The sequence below is a fragment of the Fibrobacter sp. UWH6 genome, from assembly GCF_900142465.1.
In the GTDB taxonomy this organism is placed as follows: domain Bacteria; phylum Fibrobacterota; class Fibrobacteria; order Fibrobacterales; family Fibrobacteraceae; genus Fibrobacter.
The window spans coordinates 118044-136695 of sequence record NZ_FRAX01000005.1 but is presented as its reverse complement, the minus strand read 5'-3'; the positions used below and the strand labels follow the sequence as shown (position 1 = coordinate 136695).

The following is an 18652-nucleotide window of genomic DNA, read 5'->3' as shown; positions in this document are numbered from 1 at the left end:
TCATGCCCTTTCAAGAAAGGCAGTTCATCACTAACGTGTTGCGTGCCGGGGCTGTTAAGGCCTTGCCTGCGGATTTCGGATTTACCATTATGACCCGGGATAATATCAATGCCATGTTGCCTCCCGATATGTCTATCGAGGATTGCGAGGGTAGCTGTCTGGTTGAAACGGGGCGCAACATTTCTGCCGACTATGTAGCTCAGGCTCGCGTAGGTCTCTATGGTGAAAAGTTCACCCTGACAGTTGAATTGTACGAAACGATTTCTAGTAAACTGGTTTCCAGCTTTACTGGCCGCGGTGTCGATGCCGAGGAACTGCTTGGAATTGTAGAGTCTCGAGCCCACGAATTTTTTTTGATTTGCCGTGGTAATGAACCATCTCCTTATCCGTTAGACGCACCCGTCGACGAATCCCCTAAACCCGTCGATGAATCCACTAATATAGCGCCCCCGGATTCCGCACCCGAATCGGTTGAGGATTCCGAACCCAAGATTCTCGTTCCCCGTCTGTACACTTATGCCGAGGATTCCTCCATGGTGGCCCAGAAGGCCGCTCAGGAAAAGGCTAGTGCCGCAAGGAAGGTGGCACCTGCCATGGCTGAATCCAATGTGCGAACCACCTTGATTGTCGTTTCGGCGGTAACCACCGTGATTGGTGTCGTGGGGGCATTTTTTGCCGACTATTACGCTGCCGATGCTTACGACAAGATTCCCGATAACAAGTACCAATATCGAGACAACTTGAACGACATCCGTCTGGCACAGAACCTGCGTACGGTGGGAATCATCATGGGTGCCGTTGGCGCTGTTGGCTTGGGTTTCAGTATTTTCTTTTAGGCGGTAAAGATGAACGTTAAATTTTTTGTTTTGTGCTGCCTACTTGTTTTGCCTTTTGTCGCCTGCACGGATTATGTGGGTGATTATGAAGATTTGTACGGCCACCTGGAAAACGAGTCGTCCTCTAGCTTCGATAAAAAAAGCTTTGTGGCCGAGGGGTACAGTAGTTCCAGTTCCAGCTACAGGTATAGCTCTGGAGCGAGCAGTTCTTCCTGGTACAGCAGTTCCTCCTGGAGGTATTCTCAGGAGTCATCCGTAAGTTCCTCTTCTAGTATTTCCATACCTTCGTCCTCCAGTTTCGTTTCTGGGTTCAAGGGCTCCTATGGAGTCATGGTGGATTCTCGAGACGACAAGGTTTATAGGACCGTTTCTATTGGCGACCAAGAGTGGATGGCCGAAAATTTAAGGTATACCGGGGTGGAGCACGAGTGCCGTGATGATAAACCGTCAAATTGCGATATTTATGGGGCTTACTATTGGACAACTTCTGTACAAATTTATAAGGTATGCCCGGAAGGGTGGGATGTGCCTACTTTGGGGCAGTGGGAACTTTTGGTGAATTATGCCAAGGCGAAGAAAGGTTCAATCTATTATGATGACGCCCTGAAGAGTGATACGTTGTGGTCTTTGAAACGGCAGGCCGACGTATATAATTCCCTGGGATTTGCCGCTCTCCCGTTGGGGATGGCTGATGATTGGGGTTCCCCGATGGGTATGAAAGCTCATTTTTGGACATCTTCGGCTGTTGGGACCTACGATTTAGATGATATGGATGTCTGGATCTATACCATCGAAAATACGGTTGAAGCCATGCTTTACCGGACCAAGGATATTAGGATGCCGGTTCGTTGCATTAAGAATGATATGCGGATGGGGCAAATGTTAGACGAACGAGACAGCACCATATATAAGACCGTAAAGATAGGAAGTCAAACTTGGATGGCCGAGAATCTGAATTACGAAGATCCCGATGGGGAAAGCTACTGCCGTGATTTCAACCTTGATTCTTGCCTCGTGTATGGTCGTCTATATAGCTGGAATGCTGCCCAGAAAGCCTGCCCGACAGGCTGGCGTCTTCCCGAGAAAATGGATTTTGAATCTCTTCTCGATACCGTCAAGGCTCATGCTGGCGATTTCGGGGTAGGCGAGGGTTTGATGGCTGTTGGCAAGTGGGGACGTCTGAATGCCCGTGATTTCTACGGCTTTAACGCCATACCCGCTGGGTTCCGTAGGCACGACATTTTCAGTAAGACGGATTATGCCCTGTTCTGGGGTTCTACGAATTCTGTTGCCGACGACGGAGAGACCAGTGCCCACGTTGGCCTGTATCTGAGCAATCAAAACAAGGACGTGAATTTGGATCCGTTTGCAGATGACCTGTATGAAGCCAGTGTCCGCTGCATAATGGAATAACTGTTTTTTGTCAAAAAATCCATAAGTATTTGTTTGTGGAGGGGTGATTGAGGCTGGCGAAATTATAAAATTTCGTCACGTTTCTGTATAAAATGAAAACCCCAGCTATGCTGGGGTGTTCAAGTAAAGCCTTCTGGCGATCATGAAAAAAGAAATCCTTTGGCTAAATTGATGGTGCGGTCTGCCAACTGCATCACAATAAAACCAAAGGATTAATATGAATAATAGAAATACAACTGCACATACAACGTGGAATTGCAAATATCACATTGTGTTTGCCCCAAAATTTAGAAGGAAGGTTTTCTACGGGGAACAGTTAGGCCTATTCGGAAAGAAATAACCCGTTTACGGGTAGCCGGGTAAGGACCATCGCAGGTGGCAGACTGCGTACGCGTGTTAGCGCGTGCCGTAACATAGGGCTTTGCCCGTCTATGAAGAACCACCGGCCGGTGGGTTCCTTTTTTCTGGTTTGATTTTTTATATTTGCGTCAACCAAAATATAGGGGTTAAAATATGAAAATCAAATTGTTCTGCTGCATGGCCGCTGTGGCCATGGCATTTACAGGCTGTGCCAAGAAACCCACATTCTTCGTTGATCCGGAATGGACCGAAAAGCCCACATCCGTAACCGTTGAATTCACCAAGCCCATGGTCGAAAATCAGGATGACGTGAAGGACGACCTGGAAGAATACGCCGACAATTTCAGCGCCTGGTTCAAGGCTGAATTGACCAAGGACTTGAATCTGGTCACCAAGAATTCCGTGGCTTTCGACGTTGTTGAAGTGAATGCAAGTGACCTGGTCCACGAAAAGGATAGCATCCAGACTGTGGAATTCAACATGATGAAGCCCATGGCCATGGATGGTGACGGCTACTATCTGGTTTTCTCCAATGTGAACTTCAGCCGTCGCGAAGATTCCTACGAAAACTGGGCATACATCCAGAATGTCTCTCAAAATGGTTACGGTGCTCCTGCTAACAACAGCATGGCAACCGCAGGCCCCACCATCGCGGATAACGGTCTGTGGCTTTACGCTGACTACGCTTATTATAGCGCCAAGACTGGTAACCGTGTCGCCTTTGGACATTGGAATATCAAGAGCAAGTTTGCCTACGCCATGACCAGGGGTGATTGGGAAAAATGCGTGTTGGCTCTCGTGAAAAAGACTCTTGCAAGAACTCCGGTGCTGAAGAAGTAATAGAATTTGCGGCGCAGTTTTAGTACTGCACGTGTTATTGAAAAAGACTTGTTCTGTATTGAACAAGTCTTTTCCTTACTTTGCGGCGGGATAAGTTAGCGGCGTGTTTTCAAGGATTTCTTCTATAGAAGTCTGGATTAATCGTTTCCAGCTGTCGCGCCCTAAGTTGCGGACATATTCTTCGTTGGTGTTGAATTCGCCGTAGCCAAGAATCTTTTGGGTTCTCGTGTCGTAGAAGGCGTATCGGCCTGACATGGATATGAAGTAATTGGTGGACGATGTTGTTGGGGTGCCCGCCGCTATATTATGGGTATAGTACGAGGTCCTTTGAGTTCGTCCAAACCAGAGATTGTTCAGAACGACGTAGATTTCGGCGTCGCTGTTAAATGTCTTGGGCTTGCCGACCGTGACGGGATTTTTCCCTAAGGTCACTTTTTCTTCTAGCATTTCTTCCTTAGAAATTCTTTCGGCAGTGAAGTCAACATGGTTGGAATAGAACTTCACATTTTCTTCGAGCTGCCTTGCAAACCATACCGTGAAGTTTTCATCTTCCACAAGGACATCATCTAGATCCTCTTGATTTTCTACAACTCCGGTAGAAAAAATAAATTTTGCTTTTGCCGGTTTATTGGTCCATTGGGAATCAACAAAAAAACGGGGGCTGGAACAGCCAACGAATAAAAATGCAGCTATGGCTGCACCCAGTAAAATCTTTAAGTTCATCTTCTTAACCCTTAAAAATGAAGCTCACATGAGCGGCGAGAAAGGTAGTAAATGCTTATGCATGTGAAGGTTGGGACAGATTTACATTAGCAATGATTTTGTCATTTGCTCTATGTAAGGGATGTTCAGGGGAAGATCCGTCGTCTCGGTGGTGGCGATAAAGTTTATTCCTGGAATGTAGCCAGCGGCAGCGTAGCTTCGTTGTTTTTCTATAGCGTTTCTGGCGTAATTGGGATTGTCCATCATGCCAAAATGTTCCCAGATGAATTCCTGACGGGTGCGCTTGTTTAAGCAGGTGAAGTCGGGATAGAATGTGACTGCCTTGCTTTGCATGAGGTCGGCGTCTTGATTGAGGGTGCGTCGGCGAATGTTGTTCGTCGGTGTTTCGGCGGTTATGCTTGACGTATCCCCGATGATTAATTCCAGCGGGGCTTCGTAACGAAACGGAATGTTGTGGCGGGCGAGGCATTCGGCGATAATCACCTCAGATTTGGAACGGACCCGTAATCCGCTATTAGTGAAATGTTCTGGAGTATCCTTTGCGAAAAATTTTCCACTGTATGGCTTGGCTTGCCATTGCGCTGCAAATTCCTCGTCGGTTAGGAGCAAAGGCGTTACGAATCTCCTTTTGGCTTCCGTAAGGTTTGTATGAACCGCAATGATGTCTTCGGGATGAAAATCCTTTAGGAATCGGGCTAGCGCCTTTTGTTGCCTTTCAATAATACGGTTGCATTTTTCGAGGTACTCTTTTTGCGCAAGTGATGAAATCAGCTTGGAGTCAGACTTTGGAATGTATTTTCCGTTAGTATCTCCTTTCGTTGTTATGTGATAGTATTGAGGAGTGCCCTTGTTGATGGCGATGCGTAAGGATCCTTGCTGTTTTTTGGCCTTGCTTCGGAAAATTCGCTGAGAAAGAGCGGATAGTTGAACAACGACATCTTCCAGGATGTTGCGAATTTGGGTAATTGGTGTTTTGACAAGATGATTTTGCATTTTTTACCTATAAATTGGAATGTATTTGGTGTATTATGGGTATAATTTGGGTCGGAACCTGGTTATTTGTAAAGATGTTTTTTTTTGAATTACCTATAACAGACTTGAATACTGGTTTTGTTATAGGTAGTGTAGGGCTTTTTTTCCTGATTTGGTTAAATTTTGTGTTAGTTTGTTTATAATTTTACCTATAAGAATTGAAAAGGATCATTTTTTATGGGTATAAATTCTGTTTAGTATCTTTTTTTCGTTGTAGAGAACCTCCTGAAACAAAAAAGGATCCACCCCGAGGGGCGAATCCTTAATAAATTATGTGTACTGCGCTTTTTAGAGGGGGCGACCCATGCAGGCTCTTTGTCCCGCGTAAACATGCAGGTGAGGCGAGCTGCTTGCGAAGGTCTGCGGCATTAATCGCGGCGCTTCCTCGTGCAGGCTCACTTTGCAAGCTTTTGACGCCTTTGGCGTCCGCTGCTGCGTTCGGTCATGCCGACAAATTTGCTTGTCGGCGCAACCCTCACTTTGCAAGCTTCTCAGTTGCAGCAGCGACGCTGAGCAGGTCGGCTTCCTGGAAGGGCTTGCCGATCCACTGCAGGCCAACGGGCAGGCCGCCAGCCATACCGCAAGGAACGCTTACGCCGGGGAGACCGGCCAGGTTCAGGCTAACGGTGTAGATGTCGCTCAAGTAAACGGCCATGGGGTCGCTTTCGTTCATGCCACATTTCAGCGGGAGACCCGGCATGGTGGGGCTGGCGATTACGTCGCATTCTTCGAAAGCCTTGTTGAAGTCGTCGGTAATGAGGCGACGGACCTTCTGAGCCTGAACGTAGTAGGCATCGTAGAAGCCTGCGGAAAGCACATAGCTACCCAGGAGGATACGGCGCTGCACTTCCTTACCGAAAGCTTCGCTGCGGCTCATGGAGTACAGGTCGATCAGCTTGCGGGCATCCTTGCTGCGGTAACCGTAGCGAACGCCGTCGTAGCGGGAAAGGTTGGAGCTAGCTTCTGCAGTTGCAATGATGTAGTAACTGGAAACTGCGTTGCCGATGTTGGGGAGGCTTACTTCCTTGATGGTGGCACCTTCGGCTTCCAGCTTCTTCAGCATGGCTTCGATGGCTGCCTTGCATTCAGGATCAAGACCTTCGGCGAAGTATTCCTTAGGAACGCCAATGACCTTGCCTTTCACGCCAGCGTCCAGCTTTGCAGTAAAGTCTTCTGCGGGGCGGGTGCTGGTGGTGTTGTCATGGGGGTCAACGCCAACAATAGCGTTCATCAAGATTGCTGCGTCCTTGACGGTAGAACCGAAGGGGCCGATCTGGTCCAGGGAGCTGGCGTAGGCCAACAGACCGTAACGGGAAACGCGGCCGTAGGTGGGCTTCAGACCCACGACGCCAGTGCAGGCGGCGGGCTGACGGATAGATCCACCAGTGTCGGAACCAAGTGCGCAGGCGACGGTACCGCTGGCAACAGCTACGGCAGAACCACCGGAGGAACCACCCGGAACGCGGGTTTCATCCAGAGGGTTCTTAACAGGACCGAAATAAGAGGTTTCATTGGAAGAACCCATGGCGAATTCGTCCATGTTGGTCTTACCGATGATGATGGCGCCTGCAGCTTCCAGCTTTTCGACAGCGGTAGCGGTGTAGGGGGCCACGAAATTTTCAAGAATTTTGGAAGCGGCGGTGGTGCGGGTTCCGACCAGGCACATATTGTCCTTGATGGCGACGGGGATGCCGTCAAGAGCACCCAGGGTCTTGCCTTCGGCGCGACGCTTGTCGGATTCAGCAGCCTTTTCCAAAGCACGTTCGTTGAGAACGGAAATGTAGGCGTTCAAATTCTTAGTAGCTTCGACCTTAGCCAGAGCTTCTTCAGTGAGCTTCACAGAAGTTGTGGCGCCGCTAGCCAATTGAGCTTGCAATTCTTCAATAGTAATCATTACCTTTCTCCGGACCATTTCATAATGTAGATGCCGACAACCATGCCGATGATGCTGGCGAAGTTAATCTTGAAGCCAACGCCAAAGGCAATCTTGATCATGTACAAGTCAAGAACCACGGGTTCCGGCTTGTCGGGAAAACCGATATTAAAGGGAAAAGCTGTAACAAACACGTTGTGAACGATATTGTTGTAACCACCCGCATTCATCAATTCACCGAGTTGACCGAACAGCACTCCCAGGCATTCTCCCAGGACACCGCCGATAATCAAGCCCAGTACAATAAAAAGCACGAGACGTGCAAATGTATTCTTATGACTCATGAGTTCAAATATAAAAAAAGGGGAGAGATAAGGGCAGCGAACAATGAAGAGTGAACAGTGAATAATTACGAATTACAAAATATGATATAACGTTAGGCGTCGTTGGCACGATAAAAAAACTCCCATCTACCTACTGTCTACTTCCTACTACCCAATCGACCAGTCAATGGGCTCCAGCCCTTTACTTTGCAGGTAGGCGTTTGCCTTGCTGAAGTGCTTACAACCAAAGAAACCGCGGTAGGCCGAAAGGGGGCTGGGGTGGGGTGCGGTCAAGATCAGATGCCCGCGGCCGGGAGCCACCAACTCCTGCTTCTTGATGGCGAAACTGCCCCACAAAAGGAACACCAGGTTTTCGCGGGTGGCCGAAAGCCTCTTGATGATGGTGTCAGTAAATTGCTGCCAACCGATTCCCGCGTGGCTTGCGGCCTGGTGGGCGCGAACTGTCAGGGATGCATTCAAAAGCAAGATCCCCTGCTGAGCCCAGGATTCCAGATTGCCATGGGGCGGCGGGTTGATTCCCAGGTCGTCGTGCAGTTCCTTGAAAATGTTGATCAGCGAAGGGGGCGGCTCGATTCCCATGGGTACAGAAAAGCAGAGGCCATGGGCCTGACCCGGGTTGTGGTACGGGTCCTGTCCGATGATAACGGCCTTGACCTTGTCTACAGGGCAGAAGTCCAGCGCTGCGAAAATTTTAGAGGCCGGCGGATACACCACATGCTGTTTGGCGCGTTCGTCTAAAAGCGTATTCTTAATTTGTTTGAAATAATCCTGCTCAAATTGGTCGCTGAGCAGGTTCAGCCAGGATTCTTCGAGTTTTACAGCCATAACTACTTGTGGAAATTAACGTTAAACCAGCCGGTCTTTCCGTCTGAGGATTTTGCGATGCCGCAGGCGACGGAACTGTACTTGGTACTGCTCATGTTGAGATAATGACCGATGTAGGAGTAGTCTTCCGATTTGTTGGGGTCGCGCTGGCCGCTTTCCACCAACTTCTTTTCGTTCCACATCATTTCTAGGTAGTAGTCCACGATTTTCTCTTCGGTTCCCATCCAGGAAAGTGAGATGTTGGGGCCGGAGTTCTGGGCAAATTCACCGCAGTCCCCGAAATGACCATGGGCCGAGTTTGCCTTAAGGTCGGCTGCGGCCTGTTCTTCGACACAAGTCTGCTTTGCTTCGGGGGCAAGAACTAGGGACGTCAGACCTTCTGAGGTGCGGTACTTGTTAATTACGTCTAGGCAGTAACTGCGCCAATCCGATGCTTCTGCAGTTTCACTGCTTGCCGGCGTGGAAGCCTGGCTGCTGGAGGAATTGCTTGTCAAGGATTCGCTGCTTGCCGGAACGGTCGTTGACTCGCTGCTTGCCGGGGTTGCGGAAGATCCGTTGTTGGATGAACTGCTTGCGCTAATATTTCCGTCTTCTTTTGGGGAACTGGAGGATGTTTCCGCAGACTGATAATTAGAACAGGATGAGGTTTCGTCTTGGACGGAAACGCTGGAGGAATCGTCACCGCAGGCAACGAACATCAATGCTGCAGAAACTGTAAAGATAGGGAAAAGCTTGAACATACAAGAAAAAATAATATAAGAACGCCGGAATGTCACAACAAACCTTCTCGCCGTGGGTCGTTCTGAACTTGTTTCAGAATCCCATGGTCGCACGAGACCCTGTGCTCCCTCTGGGTGACATTAGGCGTCATCGGCGCGATAATAAAAACTCATATCTGGTATCTCATATCTTGTATCTGATACCTAGCCATGAAAACATGGAAATGTTTTGTATAAAATGTAAAATCGGAGTTTTTTTTGTGACCATTGATAATTAAATATGGCTTTTCGGCCTATCCGACGGGTTTCTATAAAAGTTATGGAACCATTTTCACGGGGAATGGCGATTCGCTAAAAAATAAGCCTCCGAAGTTCAAAACTCCGGAGGTCTTTTTTAAACTCGTTCTGCCAGGATTGCGATTTTCTCGCCTTTGTGACGGGTGTAGAAAAGTATGGCTTCTTTCTTGCCCTTGGGCTTTAGCCTCTTGATTTCTTCGGTGGGGTCTACCTTTACACCGCGAAGCTTTAGGGTCAGCTTGCCGATGTTATGTCGCTTGAGCATATCGCGGACGGCGCTGGTGGCGATTTCGCAGTTGTCAAGAATCTTGAAGTTGGCAAAGGCGGGGGAGGGGAGCGGACTTTCGCTTGCCACGTAGGCGATGCCTTCTGAAATCAGGTGGGCGTCTGAGTTTGCGGCCTGGGCCACGCTTCCAAAAAGGTGGCTGCGGATCAGCAGTGCCGTCGGTTCTGCCAGGTATTCCGAAACTTCGCCGACGGGCAAGTCGCTTTCGCTGGTGGCGTTGCGGAAACTTCTTTCGCAGCCGGGCAGATCGTGTTCGGCGTCCTTGTTGGAGGCTGCCTGTATCTCGGTTAGCGTTCCCTGCCAGATTGCATCCGTACCATCTGCGGCTTTTACAACCTCGCCATTTTTATCCACCATGATGGCCCGAACTTTTCCGGGGTTCTTTGCCAATGCGCCAAACAGCACCAGCAATTCGCGGCAGTCGGCGTGGCTTCCTAGGTAAACCAGTTCTGCATCCTGGGGAATTTCGTTGGTGGGGTAGCCGGGAGGAAGTTTTGCCATGCCGCCCTTGTAGTGCCTTGAAATTTCAAGAACCTCTTCGAAGGTGGGGGTGAGATTGCGGAGGTCACGCTGGTTTTCGCCTTCTACGGCACGACGGGCAGGGTCGATGGTAAAGAAGTCTGCTTTTTCTTGTGCGGGGGAGTCGCCATTTTTGCGGGCGATTTCTCGAACGTCCCCGGAGATCGTCGAACTGGATTCGCCGCGGAAATTTTCTGTGTTGTAGGCGTACATCTGCAGACGGTCGGGGTCCAGGTCTACGCCAGTCACTTTGAAATTCTGGGGGATAAAGAAACTGTCGCCGCCCATGCCGCAGCAGAGGTCGTGTACCCGCGGGCTTTCGCCAATGTTTTCGGCTCCCGCTTGCCACAGGTTTGCCTTGTAACGGCCGATATCCTGGGCGGTACTCTGTTCCAAAGCTAGGCGGTCGCATAGCAAAAAGGCGTCGTTGCCTGATTTCTTGCCGGCTTCGCCAAAAAACTTTTCACGAAATTTGGGGACCAACATCATGTAGTCCATGATGGCGGCCCGTTCTTCATTGCTGTATCCGGCCTTGTTCAGTGCTGTAGAAATTTGCAGGGCATCCATCTTCTTCTTGATGGCGCTGAGGATGAATTCTTGTACGGCAGGGGATATGAGCAGGTCGGAATAAAGCATTGTTGCAAATTTAGCTTTTGTTGAAAGGGATTTGTGCTAGAAAAATGTTTTTAAAAGTAATCTAAAAGTATTGAAAAGTTGTTGATATGTAGTAAAAAAGTAATCGTTGACACCCTCGCAACGAATGTTAAGATTTTTTATCTTTGTCGCCAGATTTGATTCAGTGGGATTGGTGAGTCAAATTTATTGTTTTGGTAGTTGGATTCCCAATCTTAGGTAAGTGTATGAATGTACATGAGAAAATGAAAGCATTTGATGCTTTTCAGTTTTTCGGCCAGTTCACCTTTAACCGATTCTTTAAACAAGATAAGGCTAACAGGTTTAATGATCAATACAAAGCCGTCGTTGCCCCCCAGGGGCGCGATGGAGGTTCCAGTCGGTATCGCTTTGATGCTTTCTGGGGATCTCGCCCTTACGATATGGGCGTTGTCTCTAGGGATATCGATGGAAACCTGGTTGCTCCGACGTGTGTTACTTTGTCGGAAAGTGGCGCCAGCCTAAGATATATGCAGCTTGATAACGGATCTGTAGACGTAAGGCTTTACCCTGCAAGAACGGATACCGATCGGGCCGATTCCGTACAGTTTATCCGATTGGGCTTGTATAAGAATCCCAGAATGCTTTTGAACAGTACAATCCTGCGCAAACATTGGAATGCCATGTACACGGTCATGGAAAACACGTCTATCTTGGGCAGCCCTTCCTTGGTATCTCAGGCAAAGATGTTCTGGTTGCTCCATGGCAAGGTATACTACAAGGATGGTTCCCTCCGTGCGCCCAGGGATCTTGTTTATCTCAAGAAGGTCCTTAACTACGTTTCGACGATTGTGTTTTGCGCCATGACGTTGAAAGTGGTTCTGTAAAACGATAAACTGCTGACTTTTTACCAACAGTTAACGAATGTTGCCCCGTAAAAAGGGTAAATTTAACTGTATGGGAAAGATTAAGGGTATTATTGGGTTTGCTGCACTGGCTTTGATCGGGTGCGGCGGCAGTTCCACTGAGGCGTTGCCTGATGAATTGGGCAATGAACCTTTGCCGGAAAGTTCTTTTGAGGTTCTTCCAGAAAGTTCAGCTGACGATTTTTTGACCAGTAGTTTTGTTGACGTGTCCGTCAGCAGTTCTGCCGACGAAATTCCTCTGAGTTACTCGGATGAACCTTCTGTAAGCAGTTCTTCAGACGGACCCATCTGCAGTTCCGCAGACGAACCTATCAGCAGTTCTTTGGATGAACCTACCAGCAGTTCTTTGGACGAACCGCTTCCCGGTTCTTCTTCCAGTTTGCGTTCTCATCCCGAGTATTCCAAAATCCTTGGTGCCGATGTTTCCCAGATGCAGGAATATGAAGCCAAGGGTATCCGTGTTTTGGATGTGGATGGAACGCCCAAGGATATTTTTGATTTGCTCTGGGATCACGGTTTCAATTATATCCGCCTAAAGACTTTTGTGGGCCCCAGCGCCAGGTATGGCTATGCCGCTCCGGGTTGCAATCAGGGGACTGGTGAATTCCCCCAAAATGTGGAAGCGTTTGGCGACAAGGATCATGTGGTGGCTTACGCAAAGCGGGCCAAGGCGGCGGGTTTCAAGCTGCTGCTGGATTTCCATTATAGCGACAACTGGGCCGATCCGGGCAAGCAGATTATTCCGGAACGTTGGCGTGGTGTAAGAACTTCTGACGCCATGGCCGATTCCGTTTATGCTTACACCAAGGATGTTCTGTTGGCTTTGCAGGCTGCAGGTGCCTTGCCCGAAATGGTGCAGGTGGGTAACGAAATTACCAACGGCATGCTCCGCGAAATTCCCAAGAGCAATACGGGTTGCTGGGGCAATAACGTTCAGGCGGCCGATGGGGCCGTTAGCGGTGTCATGAGCAATGCAACAGGAATCGCCAATACGGCGAAATATCTGGCCGCAGGTTCCCGGGCTGTCAAGGAGATTTCGAACAACATAAAAGTTGTATTCCATATCGAAAGTCCCCACAAGACAAATACCGTAGATTGGTGGATGTCTTCGATCATCAAGAATTCCAAGGTGTCGCCGGATGTAATGGCTTTCTCCGCCTACTCCGCTTACGAGCATGGCAATCCCGATTCCTGGAAAAACTTGATGACCAACTTGGGCAAGACTTACACGAATCTGGAATTTCTTATTGCCGAATACAATGGTTCCTCAACGCCTGATAATTACGGCTTTGACGGATCCCGTGTAAAGACCCATCAGGTGATGGAACAGGTGCCCCGCGCTCTGGGCGCATTCATCTGGGAGCCGGAACGTTCCGGTGCCTGGGGCACTGCGTTGTTTGACTGGGTGGGCGGCGATTTGAAGGCCAACAAGCGGGCTTTTGACGAATACGAAGTTCTTTTTTAGAGCGGTCTCCTCTTGATTACACCAAATATTCAAGGGGAGATTTTCTACATTCTTCTATATGAAGATTGAAGATTGGCGTAATCGTATTGATGAATTGAACGGAGAGCTGATTGCTCTTCTGAATAAGCGTGCCACCTATGCAACCGAGATTGGCAAACTGAAAAAGGAATTGGGCTTGCCCGTTCTGGATGCTTCTCGTGAACAGGCCGTTTTGGACCGTGTGGGCTCTATGACCGAAGGCCCCCTTTCTTCTGATTCCATCAAGAGAATCTTCCAGGTGATTATGGAAGAGACCCGCAAGGTTGAGGACTAAAAAATGCAACGCATTACTCTCGTTGGTTTTGGTTTGCTGGCCAGTTCCGTTGCCGCAGCCATTAAGCAGGCGAAGTTGCCCACTATCGTTCGTGCCGTCAGTTCCCCCTCTACTTTGGAACGCGCCCGCGAAGTAAAGTTGGCCGATGAATTTTTCGGTTACGATGATACCGCATCCTGGGCCGAAGGCTCTGACTTGATTTTGCTGTGCAGCCCCATTCTTCACATTCTGAAGACTATCGACGCTCTTTCTAAGGTGCAGTTGCCGGCCGGCCATAAGAAGATTCTGGTCAGCGACATTGGCAGCACCAAGGTTGAAATTTGCAAGGCGGGTGCCAAGCTGCCTGAACCTTTCTGTTTTGTGGGAAGTCACCCCATGGCCGGTTCCGAGAAGCGCACCATGGAATATAATGATCCCAGCATTTTCGAGAACGCATACTGGTTTGTGTGTCCGCCCGATGGTGTCGAAGAATCCGCCTATGCCGACTTGCTTCAGCTGATTTCTTTTGTGGGTGCCCATTCCGTTGTGTTCCCGCCGGAACATCACGACCGTACCATGGCCTGGGTTAGCCATATGCCCCAGATGCTCAGCTCCACATTGGCTGCCAGCATGCCGGAACGTCTGCTCAAGTACAACTACCAGCATTACGCCGGACGCGCCTTTAGGGACATGACCCGTATTGCAGCCAGCGGCTGGAACATGTGGCATGACATCGCCGTTACCAACCGCAACGAAACGGCGCTTGCCCTCCGCGAAGTCCGCGACGGCCTCGACAAGACTATCGCCGCCATGGATAGCTTGCAGGTGGTTTCTGACGGAACTCCCGCCGCTGCCGACTGCTCCGAAAATCTGGAGTCCATCTTTAAGGCCGGAAACGATGGTCGCGCCAGCCTGTTTGCTCCTGGCCGCAATGCTGCCGCCGCCTTCTCCGAAATTACGGTTCCCCTGAAGGATGAACCCGGTGCCTTGCTCAGCGTGTTGAAGCCCTTGGCCGAATGGGGGCTGAATATCCGCGATATCGAACTGATGAAAGTCCGCGAAAACGTGGCCGGTACTTTGCTTCTGGCTTTCAAGACGCCCGACGAAGCCCGCCGCGCTATTCAAATTCTTACCGCCTTGGATTACGACGTTAAGGAACGCTAATGGAATTTTTGCTGAACCCCGACCGCGAGCGCATGGAGCTCACTCTGGTGATGGCCCTCTTGGTAAATGGCCGTACCGTTCTGGAAGACTTCGCCTGGGCCGCAGGCTCCGAAAAATTTGCACAAGCCCTTAAGGAATTCGGACTGAACTACGAACAGCAGGGCCACCAGCTGGTTCTTGAAGGCAAGGGCTTTCAGTACAGTCTGCCCTCCATGCTGCCTATGGATTTTGCCGAAGACGCCAACGTTCTTCTTTGGACGTTAGCTTCTAAGGATGCAGAACAGATTTACACCTTTGCTGCCGAAGCTGACGAGGCCGGTATTGCCCAGGTGGCTTCTGCCAAGGAAACGCTGCAGAAGTATTTCAAGGTAAAGCCCGTTACCGATGAACCCGCCAAGTTCGTATTCACCTTCTGCGCCGACGAAATTGTAGCCAAGAAGGATTCCCTGGGGAATTTTACTTACCCCATGCGCAACCGCTTGCTGCTTCGCGCCTTGATCCGCAACGACTATACCACTTTCGAAGAAAAGGGTACGGTTCACGATCAGTGGACCAAGATGCTCATGTACTTTGGCGTGAACCTGAAGTACGAAACCCGCGGCATGGAACAGCTGACCGAACTGGAACGTCGTATGATGATGGCCCGCGGTCAGAAGATTGAACGCACCCAGTTTACGGAACTTTCCGAGACCAAGGTGATTACGGGTCGCGATTATTTTGTGCCCGGCGATTCCACCGAGGCCATTGCCTTTATTTTGCTGGCGACTATTGGTACGCTCCCCAAGAACACGCAAATTGTTTTGAAGAACGTGGAATTGAATTCGTCTCGCGCCGGGGCATTGACCTGCCTGAAACGCATGGGCGCAAGCTACGAAGTGACCAGCCGTCGCGAACGTTATGGTGACGTGTACGGTGACATCGAAATCTTTACGCTGGCTTCTGGCAAGCGCTTGCAGGGACGTCGTTTTTCTGAAGATGTGATTGCCACGGGGCTTGAGGAATTTCCCTTCTTGGCGGTGGCGGCTTGCTATGCCGAAGGCGAAACCATTTTGCGTCTGCCTAAGGAAGTCCGCAAGCAGATGCGCCCCGTTAACGAAAAGCTGGCTGAAAACCTCCGTAAGACCGGTGCCGAAGTTGGCGTTTACGATGACGGCCTGGTAATCCGCGGTCTAGAAACCATCGTGAACGGTTCTGACTTTGACGGCGGAGACGTTCCTCAGAATGGCTTGGCCTTGAGCGTTCTTTCGCTGGCCTTGCAGAACGATGAACCGGTGGCTAATAGCGACGTGATTGAAACGGCTTATCCTGGCGTTCTCGAAAAGTTGAACCGCGTTATCGAAGAAGCTAACAAGAAGCCTGAGGCAGAAACCAAGTAAGGTGTTTTATGTTCAAGACTATCGGCATTATCGCTTGGAAAGAAAAGAGTACGGACCTGGCTCTTGCGCTGAAGCAGATTCACGCATGGGGGAGTGAACACCCCGAAGTCAAGTTCCTGGCTCTTGAAAACCTGAAGGAACTGGTTCGCGCTCCTGTAAAGGTTGTTTCTGAAAAGGCCTTGCTGAAGTCCGACTTGCTTTTGGCCATTGGCGGTGACGGTACCGTGCTTTCGGCGGCCCATATGGCTCTTGGTCATAACATTCCCATTCTGGGTGTGAACGCTGGCCGCGTCGGGTTCCTTGCCGAGACCCGCGTCAAATGCCTTTCCCAGACCCTGGATGACTTGCTGGCCGGGGTGTATTCTACCCGCGACCGCATGATGATCGACGCTTCTGTGTATCACGGTAAGAAGTGCATTGCCAAGCAAACCGTCTTGAACGAAGTCCATTTCCGCGCCCACGCTCCCGAACGTATGGTGAATGTGAACGTGGAATACAATGGTACCGACTATACGGAATACTGGGCCGACTCCCTGCTGGTTTCGACTCCCACAGGCTCCACTGCATACAACCTTGCGGCAGGTGGCCCCATTATCCATCCGGCCACATATGCCGTGGTGCTGACTCCTGTGGCTCCCGGTAGCCTTTCGGTACGTCCGCTGGTCATGTCTCTTACAGATAAAAAACTGGTGCTGCGTCCGGCCGCAGGCAAGACCCTGGACTTGGTTTTCGATGGCCGCACCTGTATTCCCCTGGAACCGGATGATTATGTCGTTCTGACTCAGAGCAAATCCTTTACCACCTTCCTCCGCATGCGTCATACGGGTTTCGTGGGCGCTCTCCGCGAAAAGCTGGGTTGGACAGGCTCTCCCAAGAAAGCCTAAGGTTTTTCTAGATAAATAAAATTTTCCTACCGCTTTTCTATATTTATGCATATGAGTGAATCTTTGCATAATGGTAGTCTTTGCCCGGTTGTTCCCCAGACTTTTAATAAGGATTATGGGGATCAAGGTTTTTTGCTTGAGAATGGCAAGACTCTTCCTGCTTTGGAAATTCGTTACGAAACTTACGGCAAGTTGAATGCCGAAAAGAATAATACCGTTTGGGTCACCTCTCCGCTGACCGCCGATGCCCACGTGGCCGGTTATTATTCCCCCGAAGATAAGAAGCCCGGTTGGTGGGATGCTCTCATTGGCCCGGGTAAGCCTGTGGATACGGATCGTTTCTTTGTTGTGTGCAGCAACATTCTGGGTGGCTGCAAGGGCTCCACTGGCCCCGCAAGTATCAATCCTCGCACCGGCAAGCCCTACGGCAGCACTTTCCCCACCATTACCATCGGCGACATGGTCCACGCCCAGAAGGAACTGGCTGACTATTTGGGAGTCAAGGAACTTTACTGCGTCATTGGCGGTTCCATGGGTGGCTTCCAGGCCATGAAGTGGGCGATCTACTATCCTGAACTGGTAAAGCGTTGTGTTCTGATTGCAACGTCTCCCCGTTTTAGCAGCCAGGCTCTCGGTTTTGAAATTGTGGCCCGCGACGTGATTACCCAGGACCCCAATTACAACAATGGCGATTATTATGAATCCGCTCACCCGGACGTCGGACTTTCCAATGCCCGCAAGCTGGCTCACATTACCTACCTCAGTGCCGTAGGAATGGAAAAGAAGTTCAAGCGCGCCCAGGATCATGAGCACAAGAATCACGCCATTACTTACAGCACTCCCTTTGACCTGGATCTGCCGCTGGAAAGCTACCTGCGCTACCAGGGTGCGAAGTTTGTGGACCGCTTCGATGCCAACAGCTACCTGCATATTGCCCATGCAACCGATAGCTTCGACCTGGAAACGGAATACGGTTCCCTGGAAAAGGCTTTTGAGAATGTGCAGGCCGAAGTGCTGAACGTGAACCTTTCTACGGACTGGTTGTTCCCGCCCCACGAATCCCGCCGTATTACGAGCGCCTTGCTGAACGATCGCAAGGTCGTGACTAGCCTTGAATTGGATACGCTGTTCGGTCACGATGGCTTCCTCATCGAAGATGAAGATCTGGGCAAGGCTGTAGGCCGATTCCTGGATAGCAAGTATGGAGCCTTGACTGGCAAGCAGACCATTCCTGTTTTCCACGACCAGAAGGATTTTGAACTGCTGGGTTCCATGGTCAAGGAAAATAGCCGCGTGCTGGACCTTGGTTGCGGTAGCGGCGACTTGATCGATTACCTCCGCCGTACCAAGAATGTGATTGGCCTTGGTATCGAAAAGCGCATGAAGGACATTATGGACTGTCTGGAAAACGACGTCCCCGTGGTCCAGCGCGATTTGGATGAACGCGGTATTTCTGATATTGAAAGCGACAGCTATGACTACGCCATTATCAACCGCACCATCCAGGAAATTCGCGACCCGGTGGCCTTGCTCAGCGAAATCCTCCGCGTGGCCAAGCGCGTTATCGTGACTTTCCCCAATTTCGGTCATTGGTCTGCCCGCGGTTCCCTGATGCTCCACGGTCGTATGCCCAAGTCCAAGGAACTGCCTTACGAATGGTACAACACACCCAACATTCGTTTGCTCACCGTTAAGGATTTCTACACCCTTTGCGAAAAGGAAGGCCTTAAGATCGAGAAGATGGCGTTCCAGAATGAACAGTGCCTTAGCAAGTTCCTGACCGCCGTTGGCCTCAAGAACTTCGGCGCCGAACACGTAATTGCAATGGTAAGTAAGCAGTGAGTTGTGAGGCGTGAGTTCTGAGCT

Annotated in this window: 17 protein-coding genes and 1 pseudogene; 11 read left to right on the top strand and 7 right to left on the bottom strand. The window is 50.1% G+C overall.

The annotated features are described in order from the left end of the window. The first annotated feature begins 2 nt into the window (after positions 1-2). The 4 genes and pseudogenes from BUB73_RS06460 to BUB73_RS06445 all read left to right on the top strand — a co-directional run bounded on the left by BUB73_RS06460 (position 3) and on the right by BUB73_RS06445 (position 3449). Positions 3-836 (top strand): hypothetical protein, encoded by an 834-nt coding sequence (locus BUB73_RS06460; RefSeq protein WP_073234903.1) that lies wholly within the window; start codon positions 3-5, stop codon positions 834-836. Positions 837-845: 9 nt separating this feature from the next. Further along, positions 846-2249 (top strand): FISUMP domain-containing protein, encoded by a 1404-nt coding sequence (locus BUB73_RS06455; protein WP_083538123.1) that lies wholly within the window; start codon positions 846-848, stop codon positions 2247-2249. Between the two features lie 217 nt (positions 2250-2466). Continuing rightward, positions 2467-2562: pseudogene (locus tag BUB73_RS17670) on the top strand (transposase); the annotation flags it as partial. Between the two features lie 200 nt (positions 2563-2762). Then, positions 2763-3449, top strand: a complete 687-nt coding sequence (locus tag BUB73_RS06445; RefSeq protein WP_073284516.1) for a hypothetical protein — start codon at positions 2763-2765, stop codon at positions 3447-3449. 75 nt (positions 3450-3524) lie between these two features. On the opposite strand, the gene BUB73_RS06440 is transcribed toward BUB73_RS06445, so the two are convergent. The 7 genes from BUB73_RS06440 to BUB73_RS06410 form a co-directional block, all read right to left on the bottom strand. Beyond that, positions 3525-4172, bottom strand: a complete 648-nt coding sequence (locus BUB73_RS06440; RefSeq protein ID WP_073284513.1) for a hypothetical protein — start codon at positions 4170-4172, stop codon at positions 3525-3527. Between the two features lie 81 nt (positions 4173-4253). Next, the gene (locus BUB73_RS06435; protein WP_073284510.1) at positions 4254-5165 is read right to left on the bottom strand and encodes a hypothetical protein; all 912 of its coding nucleotides are present in this window, start codon (positions 5163-5165) and stop codon (positions 4254-4256) included. Between the two features lie 514 nt (positions 5166-5679). Beyond that, the gene (gene gatA / locus BUB73_RS06430) at positions 5680-7098 is read right to left on the bottom strand and encodes an Asp-tRNA(Asn)/Glu-tRNA(Gln) amidotransferase subunit GatA (RefSeq protein WP_073158175.1); all 1419 of its coding nucleotides are present in this window, start codon (positions 7096-7098) and stop codon (positions 5680-5682) included. After that, a complete protein-coding gene (locus BUB73_RS06425) occupies positions 7098-7421 on the bottom strand; it encodes a DUF4321 domain-containing protein (RefSeq protein WP_073158178.1) in 324 nt (107 codons plus the stop codon). The genes gatA and BUB73_RS06425 overlap by 1 nt, the downstream gene beginning before the upstream one ends. Before the next feature lie 147 nt (positions 7422-7568). Next, complete coding sequence (gene ung / locus BUB73_RS06420; protein ID WP_073158181.1) at positions 7569-8246, bottom strand: uracil-DNA glycosylase; 678 nt, start codon at positions 8244-8246, stop codon at positions 7569-7571. 2 nt (positions 8247-8248) lie between these two features. Further along, positions 8249-8986, bottom strand: coding sequence for a CAP domain-containing protein (locus BUB73_RS06415; protein WP_073284507.1), 738 nt, complete (start codon positions 8984-8986; stop codon positions 8249-8251). 373 nt (positions 8987-9359) lie between these two features. Next, entirely contained in the window at positions 9360-10703 is a 1344-nt protein-coding gene (locus BUB73_RS06410; RefSeq protein WP_073284505.1) for a class I SAM-dependent methyltransferase, read from the bottom strand. A gap of 242 nt (positions 10704-10945) precedes the next feature. On the opposite strand from BUB73_RS06410, the gene BUB73_RS06405 reads away from it, so the two are divergent. The 7 genes from BUB73_RS06405 (at position 10946) to BUB73_RS06375 (ending at position 18628) form a co-directional block, all read left to right on the top strand. Next, positions 10946-11566 carry a hypothetical protein gene (locus BUB73_RS06405; protein ID WP_073234922.1) on the top strand — a complete coding sequence of 207 codons (621 nt, stop codon included), beginning with the start codon at positions 10946-10948 and terminating at the stop codon, positions 11564-11566. Between the two features lie 70 nt (positions 11567-11636). After that, positions 11637-13070 carry a glycosyl hydrolase 53 family protein gene (locus BUB73_RS06400; RefSeq protein ID WP_073284502.1) on the top strand — a complete coding sequence of 478 codons (1434 nt, stop codon included), beginning with the start codon at positions 11637-11639 and terminating at the stop codon, positions 13068-13070. Between the two features lie 58 nt (positions 13071-13128). Next, positions 13129-13383, top strand: coding sequence for a chorismate mutase (locus BUB73_RS06395; RefSeq protein ID WP_073158195.1), 255 nt, complete (start codon positions 13129-13131; stop codon positions 13381-13383). Positions 13384-13386: 3 nt separating this feature from the next. Further along, on the top strand, positions 13387-14526 hold the full coding sequence (locus BUB73_RS06390; RefSeq protein WP_073234928.1) for a prephenate dehydrogenase/arogenate dehydrogenase family protein: 1140 nt from the start codon (positions 13387-13389) through the stop codon (positions 14524-14526). After that, entirely contained in the window at positions 14526-15902 is a 1377-nt protein-coding gene (locus tag BUB73_RS06385) for a 3-phosphoshikimate 1-carboxyvinyltransferase (RefSeq protein WP_073158201.1), read from the top strand. The genes BUB73_RS06390 and BUB73_RS06385 overlap by 1 nt, the downstream gene beginning before the upstream one ends. An 8-nt stretch (positions 15903-15910) precedes the next feature. Then, complete coding sequence (locus BUB73_RS06380; protein ID WP_073158203.1) at positions 15911-16786, top strand: NAD(+)/NADH kinase; 876 nt, start codon at positions 15911-15913, stop codon at positions 16784-16786. A gap of 51 nt (positions 16787-16837) precedes the next feature. After that, a complete protein-coding gene (locus BUB73_RS06375) occupies positions 16838-18628 on the top strand; it encodes a homoserine O-acetyltransferase MetX (RefSeq protein ID WP_083538131.1) in 1791 nt (596 codons plus the stop codon). Positions 18629-18652 lie beyond the last annotated feature (24 nt).